At 66.4% G+C, this 24451-nt stretch carries 25 protein-coding genes and 1 pseudogene; 8 read left to right on the forward strand and 18 right to left on the reverse strand.

The window, feature by feature from the left end:
- Nucleotides 1–3: 3 nt before the first annotated feature.
- The 6 genes from VMT40_RS29360 to VMT40_RS29385 all read right to left on the reverse strand — a co-directional run bounded on the left by VMT40_RS29360 (nt 4) and on the right by VMT40_RS29385 (nt 4867).
- Nucleotides 4–873: an MlaE family ABC transporter permease gene (locus VMT40_RS29360; protein WP_442790075.1), complete on the reverse strand. Its 870-nt coding sequence runs from the start codon at nt 871–873 to the stop codon at nt 4–6.
- Complete coding sequence (locus VMT40_RS29365; RefSeq protein WP_442790076.1) at nt 873–1703, reverse strand: MlaE family ABC transporter permease; 831 nt, start codon at nt 1701–1703, stop codon at nt 873–875. Before VMT40_RS29365 ends, VMT40_RS29360 begins: the two co-directional genes overlap by 1 nt.
- 297 nt (nt 1704–2000) lie before the next feature.
- On the reverse strand, nt 2001–3281 hold the full coding sequence (locus VMT40_RS29370) for an NAD(P)/FAD-dependent oxidoreductase (protein ID WP_326362228.1): 1281 nt from the start codon (nt 3279–3281) through the stop codon (nt 2001–2003).
- Nucleotides 3278–3463: a rubredoxin gene (locus VMT40_RS29375; RefSeq protein ID WP_326362230.1), complete on the reverse strand. Its 186-nt coding sequence runs from the start codon at nt 3461–3463 to the stop codon at nt 3278–3280. Before VMT40_RS29375 ends, VMT40_RS29370 begins: the two co-directional genes overlap by 4 nt.
- A complete protein-coding gene (locus tag VMT40_RS29380) occupies nt 3453–3644 on the reverse strand; it encodes a rubredoxin (protein ID WP_326362232.1) in 192 nt (63 codons plus the stop codon). The genes VMT40_RS29375 and VMT40_RS29380 overlap by 11 nt, the downstream gene beginning before the upstream one ends.
- Nucleotides 3644–4867: an alkane 1-monooxygenase gene (locus tag VMT40_RS29385; protein WP_326362233.1), complete on the reverse strand. Its 1224-nt coding sequence runs from the start codon at nt 4865–4867 to the stop codon at nt 3644–3646. Before VMT40_RS29385 ends, VMT40_RS29380 begins: the two co-directional genes overlap by 1 nt.
- Before the next feature lie 93 nt (nt 4868–4960).
- Between VMT40_RS29385 and VMT40_RS29390 the strand changes: the two genes are divergently transcribed.
- The gene (locus VMT40_RS29390; protein WP_326362234.1) at nt 4961–5587 is read left to right on the forward strand and encodes a TetR family transcriptional regulator; all 627 of its coding nucleotides are present in this window, start codon (nt 4961–4963) and stop codon (nt 5585–5587) included.
- 107 nt (nt 5588–5694) lie between these two features.
- Here the strand turns inward: VMT40_RS29390 and VMT40_RS29395 are convergent, their stop codons facing one another.
- Together VMT40_RS29395 and VMT40_RS29400 are read right to left on the reverse strand one after the other, a co-directional pair.
- On the reverse strand, nt 5695–6951 hold the full coding sequence (locus tag VMT40_RS29395) for a GMC family oxidoreductase N-terminal domain-containing protein (RefSeq protein ID WP_326362235.1): 1257 nt from the start codon (nt 6949–6951) through the stop codon (nt 5695–5697).
- 160 nt (nt 6952–7111) lie between these two features.
- A pseudogene (locus tag VMT40_RS29400) lies at nt 7112–7678 on the reverse strand (gluconate 2-dehydrogenase subunit 3 family protein); the annotation flags it as partial.
- 86 nt (nt 7679–7764) lie between these two features.
- Between VMT40_RS29400 and VMT40_RS29405 the strand changes: the two are divergent.
- Complete coding sequence (locus VMT40_RS29405) at nt 7765–8244, forward strand: pyridoxamine 5'-phosphate oxidase family protein (RefSeq protein ID WP_326362236.1); 480 nt, start codon at nt 7765–7767, stop codon at nt 8242–8244.
- Between the two features lie 733 nt (nt 8245–8977).
- Here the strand turns inward: VMT40_RS29405 and VMT40_RS29410 are convergent.
- From VMT40_RS29410 to VMT40_RS29420, 3 genes are all read right to left on the reverse strand, one after another.
- Nucleotides 8978–9265, reverse strand: a complete 288-nt coding sequence (locus VMT40_RS29410; RefSeq protein ID WP_326362237.1) for a hypothetical protein — start codon at nt 9263–9265, stop codon at nt 8978–8980.
- Between the two features lie 38 nt (nt 9266–9303).
- Complete coding sequence (locus tag VMT40_RS29415) at nt 9304–9732, reverse strand: hypothetical protein (protein WP_326362238.1); 429 nt, start codon at nt 9730–9732, stop codon at nt 9304–9306.
- 973 nt (nt 9733–10705) lie between these two features.
- The gene (locus tag VMT40_RS29420; RefSeq protein ID WP_326362239.1) at nt 10706–11230 is read right to left on the reverse strand and encodes a hypothetical protein; all 525 of its coding nucleotides are present in this window, start codon (nt 11228–11230) and stop codon (nt 10706–10708) included.
- Nucleotides 11231–11580: 350 nt separating this feature from the next.
- Between VMT40_RS29420 and VMT40_RS29425 the strand changes: the two genes are divergently transcribed.
- Both VMT40_RS29425 and VMT40_RS29430 read left to right on the forward strand, forming a co-directional pair.
- Nucleotides 11581–11802 carry a hypothetical protein gene (locus tag VMT40_RS29425; RefSeq protein WP_326362240.1) on the forward strand — a complete coding sequence of 74 codons (222 nt, stop codon included), beginning with the start codon at nt 11581–11583 and terminating at the stop codon, nt 11800–11802.
- A 272-nt stretch (nt 11803–12074) separates the two neighbouring features.
- A complete protein-coding gene (locus VMT40_RS29430) occupies nt 12075–12752 on the forward strand; it encodes a respiratory nitrate reductase subunit gamma (protein WP_326362788.1) in 678 nt (225 codons plus the stop codon).
- A gap of 39 nt (nt 12753–12791) precedes the next feature.
- Here VMT40_RS29430 and VMT40_RS29435 read toward each other — a convergent pair whose 3' ends face one another.
- Complete coding sequence (locus tag VMT40_RS29435) at nt 12792–13403, reverse strand: TenA family protein (RefSeq protein ID WP_326362241.1); 612 nt, start codon at nt 13401–13403, stop codon at nt 12792–12794.
- Between the two features lie 105 nt (nt 13404–13508).
- Here VMT40_RS29435 and VMT40_RS29440 point away from each other — a divergent pair, with 105 nt between their 5' ends.
- Nucleotides 13509–16520 (forward strand): alpha-mannosidase, encoded by a 3012-nt coding sequence (locus VMT40_RS29440; protein ID WP_326362242.1) that lies wholly within the window; start codon nt 13509–13511, stop codon nt 16518–16520.
- Nucleotides 16521–16523: 3 nt separating this feature from the next.
- Here the strand turns inward: VMT40_RS29440 and VMT40_RS29445 are convergent, their stop codons facing one another.
- Nucleotides 16524–17132, reverse strand: coding sequence for a TetR/AcrR family transcriptional regulator (locus VMT40_RS29445; RefSeq protein ID WP_326362243.1), 609 nt, complete (start codon nt 17130–17132; stop codon nt 16524–16526).
- A gap of 77 nt (nt 17133–17209) precedes the next feature.
- On the opposite strand from VMT40_RS29445, the gene VMT40_RS29450 reads away from it, so the two are divergent.
- From VMT40_RS29450 to VMT40_RS29460, 3 genes are all read left to right on the forward strand, one after another.
- Nucleotides 17210–17842: a hemerythrin domain-containing protein gene (locus VMT40_RS29450; protein ID WP_326362244.1), complete on the forward strand. Its 633-nt coding sequence runs from the start codon at nt 17210–17212 to the stop codon at nt 17840–17842.
- 26 nt (nt 17843–17868) lie between these two features.
- A complete protein-coding gene (locus tag VMT40_RS29455) occupies nt 17869–19266 on the forward strand; it encodes an MDR family MFS transporter (protein WP_326362245.1) in 1398 nt (465 codons plus the stop codon).
- 62 nt (nt 19267–19328) lie between these two features.
- The gene (locus VMT40_RS29460) at nt 19329–19826 is read left to right on the forward strand and encodes a hypothetical protein (RefSeq protein ID WP_326362246.1); all 498 of its coding nucleotides are present in this window, start codon (nt 19329–19331) and stop codon (nt 19824–19826) included.
- A gap of 21 nt (nt 19827–19847) precedes the next feature.
- Here the strand turns inward: VMT40_RS29460 and VMT40_RS29465 are convergent, their stop codons facing one another.
- The 5 genes from VMT40_RS29465 to VMT40_RS29485 form a co-directional block, all read right to left on the reverse strand.
- Nucleotides 19848–20981 carry a mandelate racemase/muconate lactonizing enzyme family protein gene (locus VMT40_RS29465; protein ID WP_326362247.1) on the reverse strand — a complete coding sequence of 378 codons (1134 nt, stop codon included), beginning with the start codon at nt 20979–20981 and terminating at the stop codon, nt 19848–19850.
- Nucleotides 20978–22357, reverse strand: coding sequence for an aldehyde dehydrogenase family protein (locus VMT40_RS29470; RefSeq protein ID WP_326362248.1), 1380 nt, complete (start codon nt 22355–22357; stop codon nt 20978–20980). The genes VMT40_RS29465 and VMT40_RS29470 overlap by 4 nt, the downstream gene beginning before the upstream one ends.
- A complete protein-coding gene (locus VMT40_RS29475) occupies nt 22354–22992 on the reverse strand; it encodes a thiamine pyrophosphate-dependent enzyme (protein ID WP_326362249.1) in 639 nt (212 codons plus the stop codon). The genes VMT40_RS29470 and VMT40_RS29475 overlap by 4 nt, the downstream gene beginning before the upstream one ends.
- Nucleotides 22993–22994: 2 nt before the next feature.
- On the reverse strand, nt 22995–23537 hold the full coding sequence (locus VMT40_RS29480) for a thiamine pyrophosphate-binding protein (protein ID WP_326312480.1): 543 nt from the start codon (nt 23535–23537) through the stop codon (nt 22995–22997).
- Nucleotides 23538–23662: 125 nt separating this feature from the next.
- Nucleotides 23663–24385, reverse strand: coding sequence for a GntR family transcriptional regulator (locus VMT40_RS29485; RefSeq protein WP_326362250.1), 723 nt, complete (start codon nt 24383–24385; stop codon nt 23663–23665).
- Nucleotides 24386–24451 lie beyond the last annotated feature (66 nt).

The following is a 24451-nucleotide window of genomic DNA, read 5'->3' on the forward strand; positions in this document are numbered from 1 at the left end:
GATTCACCCCGAGATCCGGATGCCGACATCCAGGCCCCAGATCACGATCGTGAGGATCATGTCCAGGATGACCACCAGCACCAGGCTGGCGCGAATGGCGCGCCCGGAGGCCCGGCCCACGCCCTCCGGGCCGCCCGAGGCATAGAAGCCCTGGTAGCCGTGGATGAGAATGATTGCGACCACGAAGATCGTCGCCTTGAGCAGCGAGGCCAGCACGTCGCTGGGTTGCAGGAAGGCGTCGAAATAGTGGTAGTAGGTGCCCGAGGACTGCCCGTGCAGGACGTTCACCACGGTCGCGCACGAGAAGTACGACAGGATGAGCGTGAGCAGGTGCAGCGGCACGATGGTGATCACGCCCGCGATCACGCGGGTGGTCACCACGAACGGCATGGGTCGAATGCCGATGGCCTCGAGCGCGTCGATCTCCTCGGCAATGCGCATGGCCCCGATCTCCGCGGTCATGCGGCAACCCGCCTGGGCCGCGAAGCCGATGGCCGCCACCATGGGCGCCATCTCGCGGGTGTTGGCGTAGGCGGAGACGAACCCGGTGAGCGGGCCCATGCCGACCATGTTCAGCGCGGTGAAACCCTCCACGCCGATGGAACCGCCGACCGCGATGCCGAGGAAGGCCAGCACCGCCACGGTGCCGCCGCCCACGATGATCGCCCCGGAGCCCCAGGTGATGTCGGAGAGGATGAGCATGGTCTGTCGCCGGTAGTACCGCAGCGTGTGCGGGATGGCGGCGAGCACCTCGAAGACGAAAGTCGCTTGGTGGCCGAGGGATTCGAACACCGTCATGGGCGTTTGCGCGCTCTGACCGATGACTCGGCCCGCATGGCCGAGCGGGGTGTACTTGGCGGGAACCTGGGTCATCAGCCCACCTGCGTCGGGATGAACATCGAAACCAGCTGCGTGATCACGAGATTCACGCCGAAGGCCGCGATCACGCCGATCACCACGGCCGCGTTCACGGCATTGGCGACCCCGCGCGGACCGGCCGTGGCCTCGAGGCCGCGCTGACAGGACACGATGAGCACGATCACCCCGAAGATGAGGGCCTTCACGATGGCCACCCACAGATCGCTCATCTTGGCGAAGGCCGCGAACGCCGACAGGTAGGAGCCGGGCGTGACGCCCTGGAAGCCGACCGCGATCACGTACCCGGTGAACACGCCCATGAAGATGATCAGCATGCACAGCAGCGGGGTGAGCGCGATCATGGCCGCCAGCCGCGGCGCGACCAGTCGGCGCACCGGGTCGATTCCCATGACGCGCAAGGCATCCACCTCGTCGCGAATGGTGCGCGCGCCGAGATCCGAGGCGATGGCCGAACCGGCCGCGCCGCCGAGCAGCAGCGCGGTCACCATGGGCGCACCCTGCCGGATCACGCCGAGACCGCCCGCCGCGCCCGAGACCGAGCTCGCGCCGACCTGCTGGGTCAGGCTCCCCACCTGAACCGCCACGATCACGCCGAACGGCACCGAAACCAGCACGGCGGGAATCGCCGTCACGCTGACGATGAACCAACCCTGCTGTAGCGTGTCACGCCACGGATGCCGAAGTTTGACGATGTCGACGACCAGATACCGGAACGCCGCGATCGCCAGCTGAATGGTGCGTCCGAATGTCCGCAGCCCGGAAAGAACGAATTCGACGGCCTGCCGTACCCACGGCTCCGGCCCCCGAACAGCCTTGTCGACCAATGTTTACCACCCCACAGCCCCACTGTTGGTCGAGGTCGACCGGCCCCTCTGCTGGCCGGTTCCGACTGACCGAGACAGTAATACAGATTTCGGACTGACGTGTCAGTCTTCACGGAATTGGTCTTCCGGTTGACGGCGGGCCCGAGCTGGGGAATGATGCGCGCGCCGCGTGGATCACGTCTTCTACCAGCGGCTTTCAGCAATGGGTCGGCAAATGCGAAATGCCGCTGGACCATTGGGCGGTTCAGCGGCATTTCGGATATTGCGAGCTATTAGCTCAACTGCGGGCGCGCGCCCTCACGACTGTCCGGACAGTGTGAGCACCTCTGCGAGCGGGCGAGATTCGTCGGCGCAGGACTCGCTGTCGAGGACCGCACCGCGGGCCATCAGATCGCGAGCCACACGAAACTCGGCCGCCCGGCCCACGGCGACAACACCGGTCACGCGCCCCTCGCGCAGGCCGATCACCGTGGCGTCGCCGGACTCGGCGCTACCCCGGACGATCTGCTCGTCATCAGCCCGAATGTGGCCGGTGAACTGGATGTTTCGCCCGTACTGCGTGGACCAGCCCCACGGGATATCCGCCGCCGCCCGTGGCTTCCCGAGCATCGACCGGGCGGCCGCCGCACCCTGTGATTGCGCGCTGTTCCAATGCTCCTCCCGCCGATACTCCCCCGCCGCCGGATCGAACCGGCTGGCGACATCGCCCGCCGCGTAAACCCCGGCCGCCGACGTCCGATAGTGCTCATCCACCCGAATTCCCTCCGCGACAGCCAGTCCCGCAGCCTCGGCGAGGAAAGTGTCCGGGACAGATCCGATCGCCACCAGCACAGCAGCGGCACTCCAGGCCCTGCCGTCCGCCGCCGCCGCGACCACCTGCGCCCCGCCGTGCCCCAGGTGGGTCAGCAAAACATCGGTGTGAATCGCGACCCCGTTGTCCGCGTGCAGCTTCCGCACGAACTCACCGACAACCGGCGGCGCGACCCGCTCCAACGGCAACCCCGCCGCGTCCAACACCGTGACCTCGACCCCCAGGCCCCGCACGGTTGCCGCAACTTCGCACCCGATGAGCCCGGCCCCGACAATCACCAATGACCCGCCGCGCCCGACAGCTTCCCGCAGCACCTCCGCATCCGCCCGGCCACGCAGCGTCAGGATCTGCCCGGCCACACCTACGGTGCCGTAACTGCCACGGATGGTGGCACTTTCGCCCTGCTCGGCGGATGCGAGGCGCAACGCCCGCGGGCGGGCGCCGGTCGCGAGGAGCAGGCTGTCGTATCCGATGGCCGTGCCGTCGGCGAGCCAGACCAGGGCGGGGCCGGGTTCGACGGATTCGACCGTGGTGCCCAGGCGCAGGTCGATGCCGTGGGCGTGCCAGAAGTCGCTGGGTTGCAGCAGGGTTCGGCGCTGCTCTACGGTGCCCGCCAGGATCTCCTTGGAGACCATCGGGCGGCGGTAGGGCGCTTCGGGTTCCGCGCCGAGTAGCACGATCTCGCCGGTGTAGCCCTCGGTGCGCAGGGTTCGGGCGGCGGTGGTTCCCGCGACGCCCGCACCCACGATGACTATGCGGCCCTTCACGTGCGGCTGACCTCGACCATCTCGAAGTCGGATTTGGCCGCGCCGCAGTCGGGGCAGGACCAGTCGTCGGGGATGTCGTCCCAGCGGGTGCCGGGGGCGATGCCGTCCTCGGGCCAGCCGAGGGCCTCGTCGTATTCGAAGCCGCACTGCAGGCAGCGGAAGAGTTTGTAGTCAGGGTTCACGGCGGTGTCCTGTCGGGATGGTGGTGGGTTCGAAATCGACCTTCTCGCGCACGCCGCAGTCGGGGCAGCACCAGTCGTCGGGGACCGCCGACCACGGGGTTCCGGCCGGGAAGCCTTCGCGCGGTGCGCCTTTGGCCTCGTCGTAGATGTAATCGCACACGGGACAGCGGTAGGCGGGCACTACGCCACCCCGTACTCGGCCAGCACGCGGGCACGCTTGCGGGGCTGGATGTTCACGCGCGTGATGTCGCCGGAGTAGTGGTCGAGCACCCGGTGGTCCATCACCTTGCGCCACAGTGGCGGGAAGTACGCCAGCGAGATCATGCTGGCGTAACCGCTGGGCAGGTTCGGCGCGCCGTCCATGCTGCGCAGAATCTGGTAGCGGCGAGTGGGATTCGCGTGATGGTCGCTGTGGCGCTGCAGGTGGTAGAGGAAGATATTCGTGACGATGTGGTCGGAGTTCCAGCTGTGTTCGGGGGTGCAGCGCTCGTAGCGTCCGCTGGCCAGCTTCTGGCGCAGCAGCCCGTAGTGCTCCAGGTAGTTGACGGTCTCCAAGAGCGTGAAGCCGTACACCGCCTGAATCACCAACCAGGGCAGGATCGCCGGGCCGAATACCGCAACCAGCGCGCCCCACAGCACGATCGACATCAGCCACGCGTTGAGCACGTCATTGCGAATCGTCCACGGCCGCTTGCCGAGTCGCTCCAGTCGCTTGGCCTCCAACTCCCACGACGAGCGCAGGCTCCCCCACACGCTGCGCGGCAGGAACGCCCAGAAGGTCTCGGCGAATCGGGCGCTGGCCGGATCCTCGGGCGTAGCCACCCGCACGTGGTGTCCGCGATTGTGCTCGATGTAGAAGTGGCCGTAGCAGGTCTGCGCGAGGGTGATTTTCGACAGCCACCGCTCCAATTCGTCCTTCTTGTGGCCGAGTTCGTGTGCGGTATTGATACCGACACCGCCCATCACGCCCATGCTCAGGGCCAGGCCGAGCTTGGAGAGCAGCCCGAGCCCGCCGTCGATGCCCAGCCAGGACAGGTTGCCCGCGGTCCACAGGTAGCAGGCGAAGGTCAGGCTCAACAGCTGAAACGGGATGTAGGCGTAGGTGCAGTACCGGTAGTACTTGTCGTTCTCCAGGTACTCCATCACCTCGTCGGGCGGGTTCTGGCCGTCCGGGCCGAAGAAGCGGTCCAGCACCGGGAGCAGGCCGTAGACCAGCAGGGGGCCGATCCACCACCACACCGGGGAGACGGCGTCGAGGCCGATGTGATTACAGGCCCAGACCAGCGCGGTAGCCAGGAACAGGGCGGTCGGCGGCACCAGGCCGAACAACCAGAGGTAGCGCTTGCGATCACGCCACTGCGGGCGCGTGGAAGCCTCCGACTCTCGACTGTGAGATGTCGTCATTGCCGAACTCCTAGCGTTTACACTTTCCGAAGAACTGTATTCATTAGATACATGTGTAGCTAGTCTGTCAACGACGGGACGAAAGGCGAGCTCATGTACGATCGGGGCGTGGTGGACGCGCCGAACTTCCAGACCGAGATGCGACAGCTGCTGCGCGAACGGATCATCGACGCCGGGCGGCGGATCGTCGTCACCGAGGGCTGGGGCGCGGTGAACATGTCGCGGCTGGCCAAAGAGGTGGGCGTGAGTCGGCCGGTGCTCTACAAGGAGTTCGGCAACAAGCACGAACTGGCCGAGGTGGTCATCCAGCAGGAGGTCGACGGCTTCCTGGTGGGCATCGCGGAGAGCCTGGCCGCGCATCCGACCGATGTGGCAGCGGGGTTTACGGCGGCGGTCGAGTACACCCTGCGGACGGGTGCCGACAACACGTTGCTCAAGGCGGTGCTGGCCGGGCGATCGGCGACCGACACCGCGCTACTGCCGGTACTGATGACCGAGACCGAACCGGTGCTGGGGCGCGCGATCGTCGCGGTCTCGGCCGCGATTCGCGCGCAATACGGGCTCGCGGGCGTGGCGGATGACGAATTGACCTCCATGACAGAGGTTCTCGTGCGGCTCGCCCTGAGCCATTTGTTCCAGCCCACCGGACCCGTCGACCGGGCGGTCGAGCAGATCCGGCGGGTGATCGTGGGGGCGTTCGGCGCGGCCTTGGAGTCCTAGCGGCCCCTAGATTCTCAGCGGGGCCCTGGGCTCCTAGCCACCCCTGGATTGTCAGCGGGCCCTGGGCTCTTAGCCGCGCCGCGATCAACTCAATTCAGGGTGGCGGCTCAGGTGAGTGTGGCAGCAAGGCGGGTGGCGTTCATGTAGGCGATGGCCTCGATGCTCACCATCGGATTCACACCCGATGCCGTCGGGAAGCAAGAGCCGTCTGCCACAACGATATTCGGCACATCCCAGGTCGCACCGTCGGGATTGGTGGCCGAAAAGTCGGGTGAGCCGCCCATTCGGGCCGAGCCCATGATGTGCAGTGCGCCCATCGAGCATTGCCCCGGCGCGTATCCCGCGGCTTCGGCCTGCTGGGAGAACTCCTCGTGCGAACCGGTCACGCCGGGCTCGTAGGAGACCCCGGCCTGGTGGCCGGAGAAGATGCGCTTTGCGCCCGCGGCCTCGAGAATGCTTGCGGCATTGACGATTCCGGTGTGCATGTGGGCGGCATCGCGCGCGGAGATCCGGTAGCGCACGATGGCCTCGCCCTTGCGGTCCGTCTCGACCTTGCCATGATCGCGATCGCGGGTGATGATGCCGACGGCGACAGTATTGGCCAGCTTCAGCATCTGATCCCTGTGTGCGGCGGCCCCGGTCCACGCCTGGAACCCGACCGACATGCCCGGGGTCATGGGCCCGGTTTCGTAGATGACGCCGTAGCCCTTGCCGTCCAGGTCGCGGTCCTGTTTGGAGTAGCGGGTCTGCATGCCGCCCTCCCAGGGCCGGATCTCCTCGTCGAAGACACCGAAAACCGCTGTGGCGGGATGCAATCGGAGAAAATCGCCGATGGCGCGATTGCCCAGGCCGGAGCGGCGCAGCAGGGCTGGGGTTTGGATCGCACCGGCTGCCACGACCACCGCACGCGAGCGCACCCACACCGAGTGTCCCTCGGAGGTCACGGCTTCCACGCCGGTGGCGCGGCCATTGTCGACCACGATGCGCCGCACGTCGGTGCCGACGTACAGCCGCGCACCGGCCTCGACAGCATCGGCCAGCCACGTCTTGACCACCGACTGCTTGGCTCCGACACGACAGCCGAAACCACAACGGCCGCACTCGATTCCGGCATCGCACGCGGCTCCGACATTGCGCGGCAGCGGCTCTACATGCCAATCCAGCTTTCGCAGACCACGTTCGAGGATCTCGTCACGATGCGAGGCGGGCGAGTGCTCGGTGTTCACACCCAGCCGCGCCACCACGGCCTCGAGGGCGTCGGTGTACTCCTGCTCGGCGAACTGCCGCGCGCCGAGAGCGGCCCATTCCTCGCGGACGTCGTCGGGCGTGCGGTAAGGAGGTGGTCCAGTTGACCACCGTGCCACCGCCGAGCGCCGTACCCGCCACCAACCCGAGCTGCCCCTCGGCCGTCGCGGCGGGCCCGGGGGCGTAGAGCCGCAGGAAGCCTTCCTTCTCACCGATACCGAAGTCCGGATCGTCGAGGTATTCACCGCGTTCCAGCACAACAACATCGAGCCCGGCCTTGGCCAGCACCGCCGCGGCCGTCCCGCCACCCGCCCCCGACCCGATGACCACCACATCGCACAGAACAGTCGTATCGGTGTCCGGCCGCTCCGGACTCAAACCGCGTTTCGCGCCTTCCACGGGCCCGAATGCCGGTGGGATGCCAATCCGATCCCACACCGGATTGGTCCCCGTCGGCCCCGGCGTCAGATAGTAGGAGGTCACCGCGGCCCCCTTGAGTGCCTGAAACAGCGCCCGCTTCTTCTCGATCCGCGAATTGGCCATCCCCAACAGCCACCGCTCCCGCTCCTCAGCACTCAACCGCGAGAACTTCTTGAATCCCGCCCCATTGATCAGCCCGAACAACCGCGTATCCCATAGACGCATGAGCAGTTCGAACTGCTTACGCTCCGCCTCCCGAGGATTCCGCCCGAGCAACTCGCTCACCGTATCCACCACCCCGAGCTCAGAGGCCGTGAGCAACTCACCCCCATCCCCCGGCGTAAAACTGTCACAAACCATCCCGAGCACGCCACGCCGCGCCGCGTCTGAAGCCATGCCGCCATCATGCGCCACCCGCCACCCCATGTCCCCCCAATTGCCGCCCCCCGCCCTCACTTGCCGCACCACCCACACCGATTAGTCTCGAAGAGCCAAACGGAGGGGGAAACCTTGTGACGCTCGAACAACATTGGGCCCAGATTCGCGACACCGTGAACCGCGCCAGCCACTGCGCCATCGCCTCGGTAAATGCCGACGGGACGCCAACGGTGACACCGATCGGCACGGTATTCCTGCGCGACACCGCAACCGGCTTCTATTTCGATCAGTACACCGAGGCACTGGCGCGCAATGTAGACGCCGACGCCCGCGTGTGTCTCCTGGCCGTCGATTCCCGCCCACTGTTCTGGTTCCGCTCCCTCCTGACCGGCCGGTTTCCGGCCCCGCCCGGAGTCCGCTTGTACGGCACGGTAGGCCCGAAGCGCGCGGCCACCACCGAGGAACTGCGCCGGGTCCGCAATCGAGTGCGAATCCCGCTGCACCTCAAAGGCGGCCGTCTACTCTGGTCAGATTTCAGCCAGGTCAGGGACCTGACCTTCACCGACTACCGCCCGGTTCGCTACCCGCACATGATGTCTCACCTCTGGCTATAAACCGGTAGCCCTACCACCATTCTCTACGTAGCCGAGTTTCGGACGATGGGCCTATCCGTGCACAGATCGCTATTGGAAGACAGTTTTCTGCCAATTCAGCGGCCATAGTGCAGGTTTTGGCCCATGATCAACTTCAGGCTCATCCCTCGCGGGCAATGCACGCTCATGCTGCGTGGCGGATGGGTTCGAAGCCGTTGACCAGGTACAACCGAAGATCAACGGACCGAGGTCATTTCGGCGCCTCTCAGGATGCACGAACCACGCGGCGCTCTCATCGTCATGCCAGACGAAATCCCGGGGCTTCTCCGGGAATGCCGTGTCGTCCGCGAGTTTCTCTCTGAGCTCATACCGGCAGACCTGGACGCGGCCGCCGCCGCGCGACTGAGATTGGGAATCTTGGCGCGCCTGGCCAACATTGAGATTGCCGCTGGCCGAGCTCTGGGAGTGGGTGGCTGTCTGCTGATCTGGTAACGCGACATAGGCCGGGCAGATAGCTCACCCTCGCAGTCGCTGACGTCCGAGACGGGCTGAAGAGCAACCGATCGGTTCACCATCCGCAAGGGCCTACGCTTAGTTCGATAACAACCGCCGTGTGGTTCCGCACCGCCGCGATTTTCTCATCGGTCAGGATCGTGACGTCCCGAGTCCCTCGGTCTTTGACCGTGGGCGTCGGATTTGAGAAGAACGACACACTAGCCCCGCAGCCGTCCGGCCGTTCTCCGCGTGCTACCGCCTAATCGACATCAGGATGTTGCTTGGCCCACTCGGCGTCTGCACCCTCCACCTGCTTCAACTGGATCGTAGGGACCGATACGACTGTCACGACGTCGGGTTTGGGTGCGGGGCCGATGAAATACGCTTGCGCGAGAGGCGGGTTGTCGCCGTCATCGATGTTGATGATTCCGGTCCGGGTGAAACCAGCGACCGTCGCCTGCTCGACGATCCGATGTGCCTCGTCCCCACGGCGCTCGTACTCCAGTCGGTGATAACCAAAAGCCACCAGTCCCAGCACAATCAACAAGCCAAGACCCCACCGAAACCACCTGCTGTTGCGAAGTCTCACTGGCCTGTTCCAACGACGTGAGCCGTCTCTTTGGTGATTCGACGGCGGAATCGTCGACGGCGGCCGAAGGTGGTCAGTGCGATGGCTATTCCTAGGCCGATCCCGATCAGCATCGGCAGGGTCGAAAGCCAAAGGCCCTGTGAAATCGGGGGGCCGACGGCCACTGTCACACCGGAGTCTCCTTCTGTAGTGAGGCGGTAGGTCCCGCCTTCAACCGTATGGATCGAGAACTCCGCAGGGAAGTCGACAGATGTTCTCGCGTCGGCGTATTCGAAGTAGCCGACATAGTCGTGATCTGCGTCGAGCCTCAAATCGCGGGTCCCCGGAACGGCCGATCGCTGGAACTGATCGACACTGCTCACCATGTGGTCGAGCTCGCTTCGGCTGAGCACTATCGTGGTGCAGAATCCCAGCAGTACCACCACGGCCCCGATCACGAACCACCATCCGGAGGGGCGGATACGCGGTGGAGGCTGTACCCAGCCTGGGTAGGACGGTGGCAGGTTGCCCGGTTGGGACATGATCGAATCCTCTGCTGCGGCACCCACACTCGTTGAGTGGGCGAAATCTATAGAGGGCCAACTTAACCTGTCTCCGACAAGGATTCCGGACATGGCGAGGCGCTTGCGGACGAGAATTACTGTGCAGCAGCAGAACTCGACCGCCGCAAGGCATCGCATCGGATTCCAGTCATTAATGCACTCCCTGGCTAGGTCAGAGTCGTTGCCAGAGGACTGGAGCGTGCGGCTTGGCGGGTTCGAAAATCGTGTCGGTGCGGGTGGATAAAGTAATGCAGCGAGCATTCGAAATGGCTTCCGTGATCCGGAATACCTAGGGGGACACCAAGAGTGATGGGGATGGCCGACGGTGGAGCTGTGGAGGTATCGCCGCGGAGATGGTGGTTACGCCGACGATCGGTGATCGTGATTCTGGTCGGTGCGATCGCTGGTGGTGCTCTTGTCGGGTGGGCGGTGTGGGATGACCACCGTGAGGACCGTTGGGAGGGAGAGATGGCATTCCGGGTGAGATCCGTGCCAGCAAACGGCCCGCATGAAGACGCTTTGCTTCCGGCCACGCCGCTTCCGGCTGCCGATCCCCAATTCGTCAGGCAGGCAGCCGATGAGGTGATCTCCGGGTCGATCCAACCAGGAGTGCTGCCCGACGGAGCGAGGGTAGTCTGCCACGTCCATGTCTGGTGGCGTCATTCGGAGATGGGGCCCCGATTCTGGATCGAGCGCTGCACCCCGAACATCGCAGTGGGGTTTTGACCGCGGCAATGTAATGCGATATCGGCACCGTCCTAAACCCTGTCATTGACAGTGCCAGCATGGTGTCCGGCTAGAGCCACCGGGGTTCATGTGTTCGCTGGCGACCGGTCGCGCAGCGGCGGGGAGGTCACTACTGCCGGTTGTTGATACCACGCTTAATGGCGAGTATCGCGCCGCCGACTAGCAGCACACTCACTAGGAAAGGCAGTGCTCCCCCGACAAGGGCCTTACCTCCCTCCGCTGCGGCCGGGATCACCAGAGCTAGTAGCACGATGGCACCCAGCACGGGCAGTACCTTGAACATCTTGTCCGTCGCACCGATCCAGCCTGCGGGACCGGCTTCCAACCGCCAATCCAGCGCGGCCAACTCGGCCCTGATCAGATCTCCGGTCCGGTCGTGTGGGTCGCGGTCGCTCTCCGGTGGCAGATCGCCCGGCCCGTCGTCTCGCCGATACACCGGCGACACCCACGCGCGGCTGTTGTTTTCATCCAGCCGTAGGTGATATCGAAACGGCGTGCGTGTCTGCCGATGGCTGAAGGGGCGCTCGACCTCCAACCCATCATCGACGAAGCGCACCTGGAAGTGGGTGCCGCCCAAGGCAGTCCGCAGTCGATCTTCCAACACGATCAACTTCGACTCGTCCGCCTCACCCACAAGATCGCTATAGGTAGTTGAGAACTCCTGTGCAGCAGCAGAACTTGGCCGAGGAAATGCTCTAGTCTTTCGCGACGCCCGCCGCGCGGGCCCAATCTAGTCCTGCAGAAGAGCATTTGAAGATTTCAGGGCACAACTCCGGTGTCTGACTGCAGCACCCCGGTGAGTCGTTCATCTTCCAACACCCGCGCATGTGCGCCGCTTGCCATGTGGGCAGCTCGCAACGCGCCTCGTATGGTTGAATCGGGCTGTGGGACAGTGGATTCAGCTCGCCGATGCGGATCTGTCTCGGAGGGGTGATGAATCGTCGTCTCAACGCTGTCCTACGCGGTGCCGCTTGCACAGTGTTGATGGTCGCGTCGTTGTACTCATGTGATTGGGCGTCCGGCGGCGGACTCGACGTGGTCGATGGCCTGACTGCGTCGAAGGCTCGTGACCAGTGCCTGCACTACCTCGAGCAGACGCTTGGTGCCCTGCCGAAGGAAGTGTTCTTCACCCAGAAGAACCGTTGGGGTGGAGACAATTCAGAGGGACTCGTCGTCGACAGGAACGTGTGGACGTTGAGCAGGTGACCACTCCCGACGGATATCACGTCCGGGTCCAGGCTGGAGCGCATGGAGGACTTGGCGTGGACGTCTGGTCACCGTACTTTCGGGACAAGGCCGCAGGCCCCACAGTCCCAGAACCCACGACAATCCCGCATCCCGAACCGGGATCCGCGGCTGCGGGCGTAGTTTCCGGCGGCGCGCGTGGGATTGGCACGAATCGACAGTGTTGCGGGGCGGGTGGGCGTGGGACAGTGGGCCGCACGAAACTGCGGATTGGCGTGGGGTGACGGGCGATGATGGTCGTGTGGTGGGCGGTGTTGCCCTATGCGGCTGTCGCTTCGTGTGTTGTGGGGCATGTGTGGCGGTATCGGCGCGACGGGTTTCGGAGCTTCCTTTATGGGATGCCGTTCGATCGGGCGCAGCGGTTCGGGATCGGGGCGTTTCGGGTTGGGCTGCCGATTGTTTCGGGGGTTCGGATTATCGAAGCGTTTGCGTCCGGGCCGCATTCGCGGCCGGAGGCTGGCATCAGGGCGGTGCTCGTGATCGGGCAGCTCGTCGGTGTGCCGCTCACGGTTGCGGGTGCGGTGTTGATTCTGGTTCCGCCGCTCATTGCCGCCGATACGCGCGGGCGGGTGAGTCCGCTGGACCGGATGACGCTGCCGTTGCTGGCCGCGGCGCTCATGTCGGCCATCCTGGTCACCTTTGATACCAACTCCACCGACAATGGATACCGCAGCGCCGAAACACTTTTCACTTGGGCACGTTCGGTGTTCGTGCTGCGGCCCGACCCGGCCGTGATGGCCCACGCCCCGGGGCTCTATCAGGCGCGGGCGCTGATCATCATCCTGATCGTCGCCGTCTGGCCCTATACCCGACTGGCGGGCATCCTGTTCGTTCCTATCCTGCGCCTGCTCCGCCAGGTGGCCGCCGCACTGAATCCGGGTCCGGCGGCACCCCTGGGTGGTCAGGGCTGACGCGGGCGGTTGCGTTGCAGCGCCAGACGTGAGCCTGCGTCAGCCGTGGCCGAGCGGCACAGTCCAGAAGGCGAGTTCGTGGCGCATGCCGGTCAGGAACAGGTCCTCGGCGTTGTCGCCGCCCGCTTCGTCGAGCATTTGGGCGCAGCGGGCGGTGAGCGCCGCGAAGCCGGGGTCGGCGTAGGTGTCGATCCAGCGCCGGTAGCGCGGGTCGGCGGGTGGGTTCTGGGCGAGGATCGCGCCGAGGGTTGAATAGCCCCACATGCAGGGGTAGAGGGCGGCCAGGCCGTCGGCGTAGTTCGCGGCCGAATCCAGCAGGAAGGCAGTGTATCTCGCGCACGGCTCACCCTTGACCGCGCCGTCGAGGTCAGCGCCGAACTCGGCGGCCAGACCGCGGTGTAGCGAGATTTCGTCGTGGAACGTGGCGTGCGCGAGGTCCACCAGATCGCCGAGATGGTCGGCGGGCGCCTGCCAGGCGAGACGCGAGAAGACGCGCACATAATCGAGCAGGAACAGATAATCCTGTTCCAGCCAGGAGCGGAACACCGGCTCGGCGAGATCCCCTTTCGCGATTCCCGCCACGGTCGGGTGCGCCAGCTGCTCCTCGACCAACGGGCGGCCGAGCTGCTCCAGATGTGCTGCAAGACTCATACGAGCAGTCTGTCCTACTCGCTCCCGCTCGCGATATTCGCTCACGATAGAGTCGGCGCGACACGGTTTGCTGGTCACCACCCACGGCCGATGGGAGCCACCGTTATGCATGATGACCGGCGGTTGATCGAGGACAGGCTCGGGCGGGTGCTCGGGCGGATACGTCCGGCGATCTATCCCGAATCGGTGCCGTTGCGGGCGTCGATGTGGGTCGCGCCGGGGGAACCCGTCTCGGTGGCCGAGGGTTTGGCGGCACCGCGGACTCCGGTCGAGCCGGGCGCGCGGTGGGGTGCGCCGTGGGGGACGAGCTGGTTGACGGTCGAGGGGACGGTGCCCGATGGATGGGCGGGCAAAACCGTCGAGGCGATCATCGACCTCGGGTTCGACGGCGGGATGACCGGGTTCCAGTGTGAGGGGCTGGTGTACCGGCCGGACGGGTCGCCGGTGAAGGGACTGCATCCGGCGAACAAGTGGGTGCGGGTGGCCGCTCCGGCGGTGGGTGGCGAGCGGGTGCTGTGGCATGTCGAGGCGGCGTCGAATCCGGTGATTCCGTTCTTCGGGCCGACCGAGCTCGGCGACAAGGAGACCGCGGGCAATGAGCCCCAATATCGTTTGGGGCGAATGGATCTCGTGGTTTTTGATGAGCAGGTCTGGGAGTTGGTGCTGGATCTCGAGGTGCTCGGGGAGCTCATGCACGAGATGCCCGAGGATCCGGCGCGCCGCTATGACATTGTGCGGGCCATCGAGCGGGCGTTGGACGCCATCGATCTGCAGGATGTGAACGCGACCGCGGCGGCGGCTCGCGCATGTCTGGTCGAGGTGCTGGCGCGACCGGCCGTTCCGTCCGCGCACCGCATTTCCGCGGTCGGGCACGCGCACATCGATACCGCGTGGCTGTGGCCGCTGCGGGAGACCGTCCGCAAGGTGGCGCGGACGGCGGCGAATATGACCGCGCTCCTCGAAGACGAGCCCGACTTCATCTACACGATGTCGCAAGCGGCGCAATACGATTTCCTCAAACAGCATCGACCCGAGGTGTACGCGCGGGTCAAGGCAGCCGTCGCGGAGGGGCGGTTCGTGCCCGCCGGTGGCATGTGGGTCGAATCCGATACGAATATGCCGGGCTCCGAGGCCATGGCGCGACAGTTCGTGCACGGCAAGCGGTTATTCCTCGAGGAGTTCGGGATCGATAACGAGGAGGCCTGGCTGCCCGACACCTTCGGATTCGCGGCGGGGCTGCCGCAGATCATCAAGGCGGCCGGATCGAAATGGCTTTTGACGCAGAAGATCTCGTGGAGTCAGACGAATACGTTCCCGCACCACACGTTCCTGTGGGAAGGGATCGACGGGACGCGGATCTTCACCCACTTCCCGCCCGTCGACACCTACAACTGTTCCATGCAGGGCCGCGAGATCGCCCACGCGGCACGGAATTTCAAGGAGAAGGGGCGGGCCACCAGGTCGCTCGCGCCGACCGGGTGGGGTGACGGCGGCGGTGGGACGACACGCGAGATGATCGCCAAGGCCGCCCGCATGCGGAACCTCGAGGGATCACCGACGGTGGTGTGGGACAAGCCCGCCGACTTCTTCGCCGCCGCCGAGGCCGAGTACGCGAATCCGGCGGTATGGGTGGGTGAGCTCTATCTGGAGCTGCATCGGGCGACCTTGACCAGCCAGGCCAAGACCAAACAGGGCAATCGACGCAGCGAGCATCTGCTGCGCGAGGCCGAACTGTGGGCGGCCACGGCGACGGTGCGCAAGGGCGCGGCCTATCCCGCCGAGGAACTGGACCGACTCTGGAAAACGGTGCTGCTGCACCAGTTTCACGACATCCTGCCCGGCTCCTCGATCGCCTGGGTGCACCGGGAGGCACAGCAGACCTACGCGGAGGTGGCCGCGGAGCTGTCGACACTCATCGAGCGCTCGCAGTGGGTGCTCGGCGGCGAGCAGTCCGGGCCGAACGTCTTCAACCCCACCCCGCACTCTTGGCGCGGGATTCCGGCGGGCGCGGCGGCACCGGAGGATCCGGGACCGGCCTGCACGGTGCGCGAGCGCGCCGGAGGCGGCTTCGTGCTGGAGAACGGTCTGGTGCGGGTCGAGGTGGACGCCCGCGGATTGATCGTCTCCCTGTACGACATCGAGCACGACCGCGAGACGGTCCCACCGGGCGCAACCGCGAATCTGCTTCAGCTGCACCAGGATTTCCCGAACTCCTGGGATGCATGGGACGTCGACCTGTTCTACCGCGACACCGTCACCGACCTGACCGGCATCGACTCCCTGGTGGCCGAGACCGACTCCCCCGCCGCCGCAGTCCGACTCGGCCGGTCCTTCGGCTCGTCGGAGGTGGAACAGACCCTCACCCTGCGCCCCGGCACCCGCGCCCTCGAGATCGCGACCACTGTCGACTGGCACGAGACCGAGAAATTCCTCAAACTCGCCTTCCCCCTAGACATTCACGCCGACCGCTACGCCGCCGAAACCCAGTTCGGCCACCTCTACCGCCCGACCCACACCAATACCAGCTGGGAGTGGGCCAAGTTCGAGGCCTGCAACCATCGTTTCCTGCATGTGGGCGAACCGAATTGGGGCGTGGCCATCCTCAACGACTCCACCTACGGCCACGACCTCACCCGCACCGGCCGCCCCGACGGCGGCACCACCATCACCGTGCGCGCCTCCCTGCTCCGCGCACCCCGCTTCCCCGACCCCCGAACCGACCAGGGCACACACCATTTCCGCCACGCCATCCACCCGGGCGCGACCCTCACCGACGCCGTCCGCGAGGGCTACCGCGTCAACCTGCCGCCCTTCACCCCCGGCGTCGCCGAACCCGTCACCCCGCTGTTTGTCGTCGACAACGACGACATCGTCACCAGCGCAATCAAACTCGCCGACGACGGCTCCGGCGACGTCGTCATCCGCCTCTACGAAGCCACCGGCACCCGCGCCACCGCACTGCTCACCCCCGAGTTCCCCACCACCGGCCATCGCCGCTGCGACCTGCTCGAAAGGCCGCTTCCGGACGATGAATCCGCGATCCCGCAAGGCCGCGCCGTCCGCCTACACCTGCGCCCCTTCCAGCTGATCACCCTCCGCTTCACCCGCAAAGCCTGAGCGCTAGGCATCCGCTCCGAGCACGGTGGTCGCAAGCCCGGTGATCACCGGGACGGCATCGAACAGGTCGCCGTCGGGCCCGACCATGGTGTCGAAGGTCTCGAAGCTGGTGAGCGCCAACAGAATACGAACACGATCCTCGGCATCCACCTCCGACGCATTCCCGGCGAAGGGCGCTGACAGCACCGTCAAACCTTCGCGGCGGCGCTCGTCGCGGGCACTGATGACCGCGTGCACGTCGGAGTCCAGCGCGGCCAGTGCCCGCAGTCGCCGCATGGCGGGCCGGTCGGCCTGCCAGAAGCGTGCGAAGCAGGCGATGAATTCCGCCAACGCCGCCAGCGGTTCCGGATTGGTGAAGGCCTTGACCAACTCCGACAGCCCACCGGCGACACCCAGATCATCGCAAACCGCCTCCAGCAGACCGGTTTTCGACCCGAACTGGTAGTAGACCGTAGCCCGGGCCACATTGGCCCGCTTGGCCACCGCATCCAGCGTGAACCCGTTGTAGCCGTCGGCCTCACCGAGCAAAGCCCGGGCGGCATCCAGCACCTGCCTGCGGCTCTGTTCGATCTGGGCGGTGCGCTTTCCCAGGTTGTACTGGCGTGGACTCATGGCCTTGACAGTACCGGGTGGACCTGTTTTATTCATACACACAGTCTAACTAAATTAGAACTCGGTGGTAGATGACCATGAACAACCACAGGCCCACCACGACAATCGACTTCTTCGGCATGTATCTGGCGCACGACGCCTGCATGCGCGACCTGATCCGACTCTCCGAGGCCGTCGCCGAGGACCGCCTCACCGAACGGTCGGTGCGAGTCGGATGGGAGACCTTCCGCCGCCAGCTCGACCGGCATCACAGCACCGAGGACACCGCGCTCTGGCCGCTGGTGCGCGCCGCGACCACCGATCCGGAGGACCTGGCGATCCTCGACGACATGGAGGCCGAGCACGAAGGCATCGAGAAACTGCTGGCCGCAGTCGAATCCGGCCTCGCCGCATCCGACGGCGACCGATCGCTGCGGTCCGATGTGGACGCGCTCAGCGCGGCGCTCGATACGCACTTCACCCACGAGGAGCAGCGGGCGCTGCCGCTCATCGACCGCACCGTCGGCGGACCCGGATGGGCGGCCTTCGGCGCGGAGATGCGCAAACGCAACGGACTTCGCGCCGTGACCGAATACCTGCCGTGGGCGCTCGACGACGCGCCCGCCGAGGCGCGGGCCAAGATGCTCGCCTTCCTGCCCGGCCCGATTCGGGCCCTCTACCGCTACGTCCTCAAACCGCATTACGAGTGGCCGCGCCGGGGCTGGCAGTAGCCGGAAGACGCTGGGGAGCAAGGCACATGACACGGGCTACGACCATCCCGGCCGCCTTCGACTCGGCCTTGCGCAAGCTCGTGGTCGTGGTGGTCCTGGGCGCGATCATGACGATCCTGGACACCACGATCACCAGCGTCGCCGTGAATACCCTTGGCACTCAGTTCCATACGTCGCTCACGGCGGTCCAATGGGTGCTGACCGGATACACCCTGGCGTTGTCGGCCAGCATCCCGCTGACCGGCTGGGCGATCGAACGATTCGGCCCGAAGACCATGTGGATCGTCTCGCTGCTGCTGTTCATCACCGGCTCGGTGCTGTGCGGAATCGCCTGGGACATCACCGCTCTCGTGCTATTTCGGGTATTGCAGGGCTTCGGTGCGGGCATGATCCTGCCGATCGGGCAGACCATGCTGGCCCGCGCCGCCGGACCCGCGCGCATGGGGCGGGTGATGAGCGCGGTCGCGGTACCCGCCATGCTCGCCCCGGTGCTCGGCCCGACGGTCGGCGGGCTGATCCTGAGCCACCTGTCGTGGCGGTGGATGTTCTTCATCAATGTCCCGCTGTGCGCGATCGCGGTCCTCGCCGCGCTGCGGCTGCTGCCGAGCGATCCGGTCCGCGACCACCGCGCCCGGCTCGACCTGCTCGGATTGACGCTGCTCTCACCCGGTTTGGGCGCACTGGTGTACGGCACGTCGCAGGTGGGCGGCGGGGTGCACGTGACCGACCTCCGGGTCCTCGTCGGCGTGCTGACCGGGCTCGTTCTGGTCGGCTGCTACGTCCTGCACGCGCGCCCCAGGGGTGAGTCGGCGCTGGTCGACGTCCGATTGCTGCGAGACCGGAACTTCGCCGCGGTCAACGCGATGATGTTCGTCTACATCGGCGTCCTGTCCGGCTTGACGGCCTTGCTGCCCTTGAATTTCCAGACTGTCGACCACGCCAGCCCCTTGCACTCCGGTGCGATGGTCGCACCACTCGGGCTGGGCGCGATCGCGACGACCGTGCTCACCGGCAAACTGAGCGACAAACTCTCCCCGACGCTGCCCATCCTGACCGGCCTACCCGTCGCGCTCGCGGCCATCCTCGCCCTCACCCGAATCGGATCGCACACCGGCGACATCCCGATCATGGCAATGCTGTTCGTCCTCGGCCTCGGACACGGCATGATCATGCCCGCGGCCATGGGCGTCAGCTACCGAACCCTCCGCCACGCCGACATCGCCTCCGCTACCACCGCTACCAATGTCGGCCTGCGCGCGGGCAGCTCCTTCGGCGTCGCGGCCCTGCTGGTCCTGCTCCAACGCGACCTCGACCACACCGACGCGGCCCACGCCTTCGCCCACACCTACTGGTGGGCGCTGGCGATCGGCGCGGTGGCGGTCATCCCCGCCCTGCTGCTGCTTCGGACCGACTCGCACCCGTGATGTCCGATTTTGACCTAGGCTGGTGATCGATTTGCTCGCAATACGGAGTCGAGGAGGGTGTCGTGATCGGTGCGGTAGTGATGGATCTGGACGGGACCCTGATCGATTCGACCCGGTTGCAACCCGTCGCGGGTGCGGAGGCGCTGGTGCGGGTCATTGCCGACCATGTGCCGGTGGTGGTCGCCACGACCGCACCGGCCCGGTATGCGGCGATGCTGACCGATCTGCTGCCCGAGCTGTTCGATCCGGTCTCCAGCATTGTCGTCGGCGATCCCGCCGATACCCCCGCCAACCTGTTGGAGACCGTGCTCGAGTCGCTGGGCATGGCACCGCGCAATGTGGTGGCGCTGCTCAATTCCGCCACGGCGTTGACGAGCGCCCGCGCCCTCGGCATGCGGCCCATGGCCCTGCCGGACCCGCATCGACCGCTGGCGCGCCAGGCGGACATGCCGTTCGCTCCGACCCCGCACCACGCGGCCGTGGATCTGCTGCGCATGTTCCGCACCGAGGGCGCGATCCCGGTGCGCTGGAAGCTCATTCGGGAACTGCTGCCCGTGTGATCGCCCCCCGGTGCGCGAATCTCAGCCCATCAGTTCGTATTTGCTGACCATCTCGGCGTCGAACTCGATGCCGAGACCGGGTCGGGTGGGGATGTGGACCTGGTTGTCCGCGTATCGCAGGCGCGATTCCGGGGTGAGCAGCCGCTCGAAGTTGTAGATGCCCTTCTCGAGCGCGAAGTACTCCACGACCAAGGCGTTGGGAATGGCACCGCAGAGGTGGGCGTGCAGGTTGTGGTGCCAGTGCGGGGCCATGTGCAGGCCGAAACTCGCCGCGGTGTGGGCAATGCGCAGCCATTCGGTGACGCCACCCGCCACACCCGCGTCACATTGCAGCACCGGAATGCCCGCCTCGATGAGAGGGCGGAATTCCCATCGGGTTTGGTGGATCTCGCCGGTGGCGACCGGCGTGCGGATGGTGCGGGAGAGTTCGGCGTGGCCCGCGATGGCCTCGGGCGAGAGGGGTTCCTCGAACCACCACAGCGGGCGGTCACCGGCGGCGCGCTCGAAAGCCTCTATGGCGGTGCGGGCTTCGGCCACGGAACGGTAGGCGTTATTGGCGTCCAAGGAAAGTCGGCCGCCCTCGCCGATCGCCTCGATGGCCGCGGCCACCCGTCGGGCGTCCTCCGCGATGGACAGCCCGCCAACCTTGATCTTGTGATCGGTGAAGCCCTGGGAGGCATTGAATTCGATCTCGCGGGTAACCGCGTCGGTCCAGGCCCCCTCGTCGGGGCGGTAGTAGCCACCCGAGGCGTAGGACGGCAGGGGCGTGGTGGCACCGCCGAGGAAGCTCACCAGCGGCAGACCGGCGCGTTTCGCGCGCAGGTCCCACAGGGCGATATCGAGGGCCGACAGGGCGCGAATCACGGTGCCGCGGCGGCCTTCCAGCAGGGTTTCCTGATAGGCGCGCTCCCACAGGCCCGTGACATCGTTCTCGTCCGCGCCGAGATAAACCGGCGCGAGCAGATCGTCGACGGCCAGTTTGGCCAGCAGGCCCGCGCCGGTCCCGGCGTAGGTGTAGCCGACCCCGGTGTGGCCGTCCGCGCTCGCCACTTCGACCAGCAGGTAGTGGCGAACATTCAACTCGCGGTTGGACATTCGGGTCGGCTTGTCGACCAGTACGGCGACCGCGCGGGTGCGGATGCTGGTGATGGTCACGAGAGGCTCCTGGAGGTCGCGGCGCTGCGCACCGTCTGGACATTGGCGAATTCGGTGACCCCGTAGTGGCTGAGCTCGCGGCCGTAACCGCTGGCCTTCACTCCACCCACGGGCAGCCGCGGATCGGATTCGGACACGCGGTTCACGAAGACCGAACCGGTGTGCAGGCGACGGGCCAGCCGGTCGATGGCCTCGCGATCCGAACCCCAGATCGAACAGCTCAGGCCGTAGATCGAATCCTCGGCCGCGGCCAATGCGGCCTCCTCGGACGACACCGCCAATACCGCGCCCAGCGGGCCGAAGGTCTCCTCGCGGAAGGCGGCCGAATAGGTGTCACGCACCTGGACCAGGGTGGGCTGGAACCAGGCACCCGGGCGGGGATCGGCCTTGCCGCCGAACAGTATTCGCGCCCCGGCGGCCACCGTGACCTCCAGCTGCCGCCGCAGCTCATTGCGCAGATCGACCCGTGCCATCGGCCCGACATCGGTGCCCGATTCGGTGGGCGCGCCGTAGACCAGCTTGCCCAGCTCGGTCACCATGGCCTCGGCGAATTCCCCGAAGATACCGCGCTGCACAATGATTCGCTTCGCCGCGATGCAACTCTGCCCGGTATTGAGGAACCGCGAGCGCACCGCGGCCGCCGCGGCGGCCGACACGTCGGCGTCGTCGAGCACGATGAACGGATCCGACCCGCCCAGCTCCAACACCGACTTCTTCACCGCCCGACCGGCAGTCGCCGCCACCAGCGCGCCCACCCGATTGCTGCCGGTGAACGCCACCCCGGCGATCACCGGATGCTCGATGAGCGGCCCGACCCGATGCGGCGGCAACACCACGTGGGTGAGCACCCCGTATCCGAAGGTCTCGTCGAACAGCGACTGCAGCACCTTCGCGCACCCGGTGACATTGTCGGCGTGCTTGAGCACCACCGAATTGCCGACCGCGATGGCGGGCAGCATGGCCCGAATCACCTGCCAGAACGGGTAATTCCACGGCATGACCGCCAGCAGCACACCCAGCGGTCGCAGTCGGACCTCCGCGGTGTCGGGCGCGACATCCACCCGCTGCGGGGTGAGCAGCTCGGCCATATTGTCCGCGTAGTAGTCGCAGGCCAGCGCGCACTTGTCGATCTCCGCCCAGGCCTGCGTGATCGGCTTGCCCATTTCGACGGTGATCAGCAGTGCGAGATCCTCACGGCGCGAGCGCAACAACTCCGCCAGTACGCGAAAGTCCCTGACCCGCTGCGAAATCGGTCGATCGCCGTTGACGCGGACCGCGTTCTCGGCACGCCGCAGCCGCAGTTCGAGTTCCCGGTCGGAGGTGAAGCGGTAGGTGTCCAGGGTGCGTCCGGTGGTCGGATCGACGGTCCCGATCACAGCAGCACCTCCGCGGGTGCGGTGGCATCGCCCGCAGGTGCGGTGACGCCGTCCGCGAGCTCCGCGACGCGGGCGCGCAGCCAGTCCTGGAAGCGGCGGCCGATGACGACCGGATCCTCCAGCAGCTTGGGCACATTCGAGGCATTGCCCGCCTCGATGTGCACGTGCACCAGCACCGGACCGGGCAGCTCGAGCGCCTGCGCGAAGGCCGCGGCCAGCTCCTCCGGTTCGGACGCGCGCTGCACCGCCCACCCGCTGGCCTCGGCGAGCAGTCCGAGGTCGATGTCCTCGGCGTAGGTCGGCAGATTCGCGGTAGCCCCGTAGACGGCGTTGTCGAGCAACACCATCACCAGCTTGTCCGGGCGCAGAAACCCGCCCGTGGGAAGCACATTCGGGTTCATGAGCAGCGACCCGTCGCCCTCGATGACGACCACCTTCGACACCGGGGTGTCGGCGAGCCCCAGCGCGATCCCGGTCGCCACCGACCCGGCCAACCCCATGGAGTCCAGCAGATACAGATGATTCGGCCGGTCCGCCACGGCCGCCAGTTCCCGGCTCGAGGCCGCGCACGTCACCACCGTCGGCAGCTCGGCGGTGTGCTCGGCGAGCACCCGGAGCGCGTCGATTCTCCGCATGCTCAGGCCGCCTTTCCGTCGGTGTTCCAGAAGTGGGCGAGCACGATGGCGGGTCGGAAGGTCATGCGCGCGTGCACGCCCGCCTCGGTGACCACCGCCTCCCAGTCGGAAGCCGCACTGCGCCGGTCGATTTCGAAGACCTGCAGGCCCAGATCGCGCAGCAACGCGGGCGCGTACTGGCTGAAGGTGTGGATCATCGAGTTGTACTCCCCCAGCCCGCCCCGGGTGTTGGCCACGATCAGCAGCGGCAGGTGGTAGGCGGTGTTGAAGGTGGTCAGGGCCGTCAGCGCATTGCCGAAACCGTTGTCCTGCATGACGATCGCGCCGAACTTGCCGGTCAACGGCAGCGCGCCCAGCACTCCGGCCGCCTCCTCCTCCCGGGAGAGCGGGAACACGGTGCGCGAGCGGCCGTCCGCGCCGCCGCTGGTGTCCACGAGCGCGGAGATGACGGGCGCGACACTGACCGAGGGAACGTATCCGACCAGATCGACCTGCGCCGCCCAGATCCCCCGCGCGACCGATGCCGCATACGAAGTGGGGTCCACAGCATGTCCTTTCACAGGGACCAACTGCCGAGTGGCAGTTCAAGAACTACTCACAACATACTAATGATGGTGAGTAGCATGCAACTAGTTGGTAGAAGTTAGCTGAAGCGCCGTCAGCTCACGGATCAGTAGACGATCTGCTCGCCCTCGGGAACCGAGACCGACACCCAGCGCCGCCACTCGGCCACCAGGGCGCGATCGTTCTCGCTGGAGTGCGCGACCAGCAGATCCCCCGAGCGCACCAGATGCTTGCGCATGGCCCGCTCGGCCGCGCCCCCGTCGCGCTTGCGCAGCGCGTCGATGATGTCCCAGTGGTCGCGCAGCGCGGTCTCGACCGGCTGATACCGCGGAACCGAGTGCCGCCCATCGAGAGTCAGCGTCTGGCGCAGCTCGCGCACGGTCTTGGCCAGCCGCTGATTGCCGCTGGCCTCGAGGATCAGATCGTGCAGCCGCTCATCGGCGGCGAAGTACTCCGCGCCACCGTCGGCCAGCCGCTCCATGATCCGGTATTCGGTGAGCATGGCCTCGTCGTCGCGGGCGGTCATGACCGCCGCCGCACTGCGACACGCGGGCGGTTCCAACAGCACTCGCATGCTGCACAGGTCCACGATGCCGCGCCCGTCCTGCCCGACCACGCGCGCGCCCCGATTGCGCTCGATGCGCACCAGGCCCAGATCGGCCAGCTTCAGCAGCGCCTCGCGCACGGGAGTCCTTGACGCGCCGAACATTTCGCCCAGCTCGCGCGAGGAGTACAGCACGCCGCGCTCCAGCCGCCCCTGCCGGATCGCGTCGCGAATCTCCTCGGCGATCACCTCGGCTTTGCTGTCTGCCGGAACATCCTGCGACACGAGACCTCTTCGGGAGCGAGCACTGACGGAACGCCCGCGGCGGTTTGCCACGGGCGATTGCCCAGC

The sequence above is a fragment of the Nocardia sp. CDC160 genome, from assembly GCF_035818795.1.
Classification (GTDB): Bacteria; Actinomycetota; Actinomycetes; order Mycobacteriales; family Mycobacteriaceae; genus Nocardia.

Coding starts and splice junctions, on each gene's coding strand:
- VMT40_RS29360 (WP_442790075.1), bottom strand. CDS start 873: ATGACCCAGGTTCCCGCCAAGTACACCCCGCTCGGCCATGCGGGCCGA.
- VMT40_RS29385 (WP_326362233.1), bottom strand. CDS start 4,867: ATGACGACATCTCACAGTCGAGAGTCGGAGGCTTCCACGCGCCCGCAG.
- VMT40_RS29390 (WP_326362234.1), top strand. CDS start 4,961: ATGTACGATCGGGGCGTGGTGGACGCGCCGAACTTCCAGACCGAGATG.
- VMT40_RS29425 (WP_326362240.1), top strand. CDS start 11,581: ATGGTCGCGTCGTTGTACTCATGTGATTGGGCGTCCGGCGGCGGACTC.
- VMT40_RS29430 (WP_326362788.1), top strand. CDS start 12,075: ATGGTCGTGTGGTGGGCGGTGTTGCCCTATGCGGCTGTCGCTTCGTGT.
- VMT40_RS29435 (WP_326362241.1), bottom strand. CDS start 13,403: ATGAGTCTTGCAGCACATCTGGAGCAGCTCGGCCGCCCGTTGGTCGAG.
- VMT40_RS29440 (WP_326362242.1), top strand. CDS start 13,509: ATGCATGATGACCGGCGGTTGATCGAGGACAGGCTCGGGCGGGTGCTC.
- VMT40_RS29445 (WP_326362243.1), bottom strand. CDS start 17,132: ATGAGTCCACGCCAGTACAACCTGGGAAAGCGCACCGCCCAGATCGAA.
- VMT40_RS29450 (WP_326362244.1), top strand. CDS start 17,210: ATGAACAACCACAGGCCCACCACGACAATCGACTTCTTCGGCATGTAT.
- VMT40_RS29455 (WP_326362245.1), top strand. CDS start 17,869: ATGACACGGGCTACGACCATCCCGGCCGCCTTCGACTCGGCCTTGCGC.
- VMT40_RS29475 (WP_326362249.1), bottom strand. CDS start 22,992: ATGCGGAGAATCGACGCGCTCCGGGTGCTCGCCGAGCACACCGCCGAG.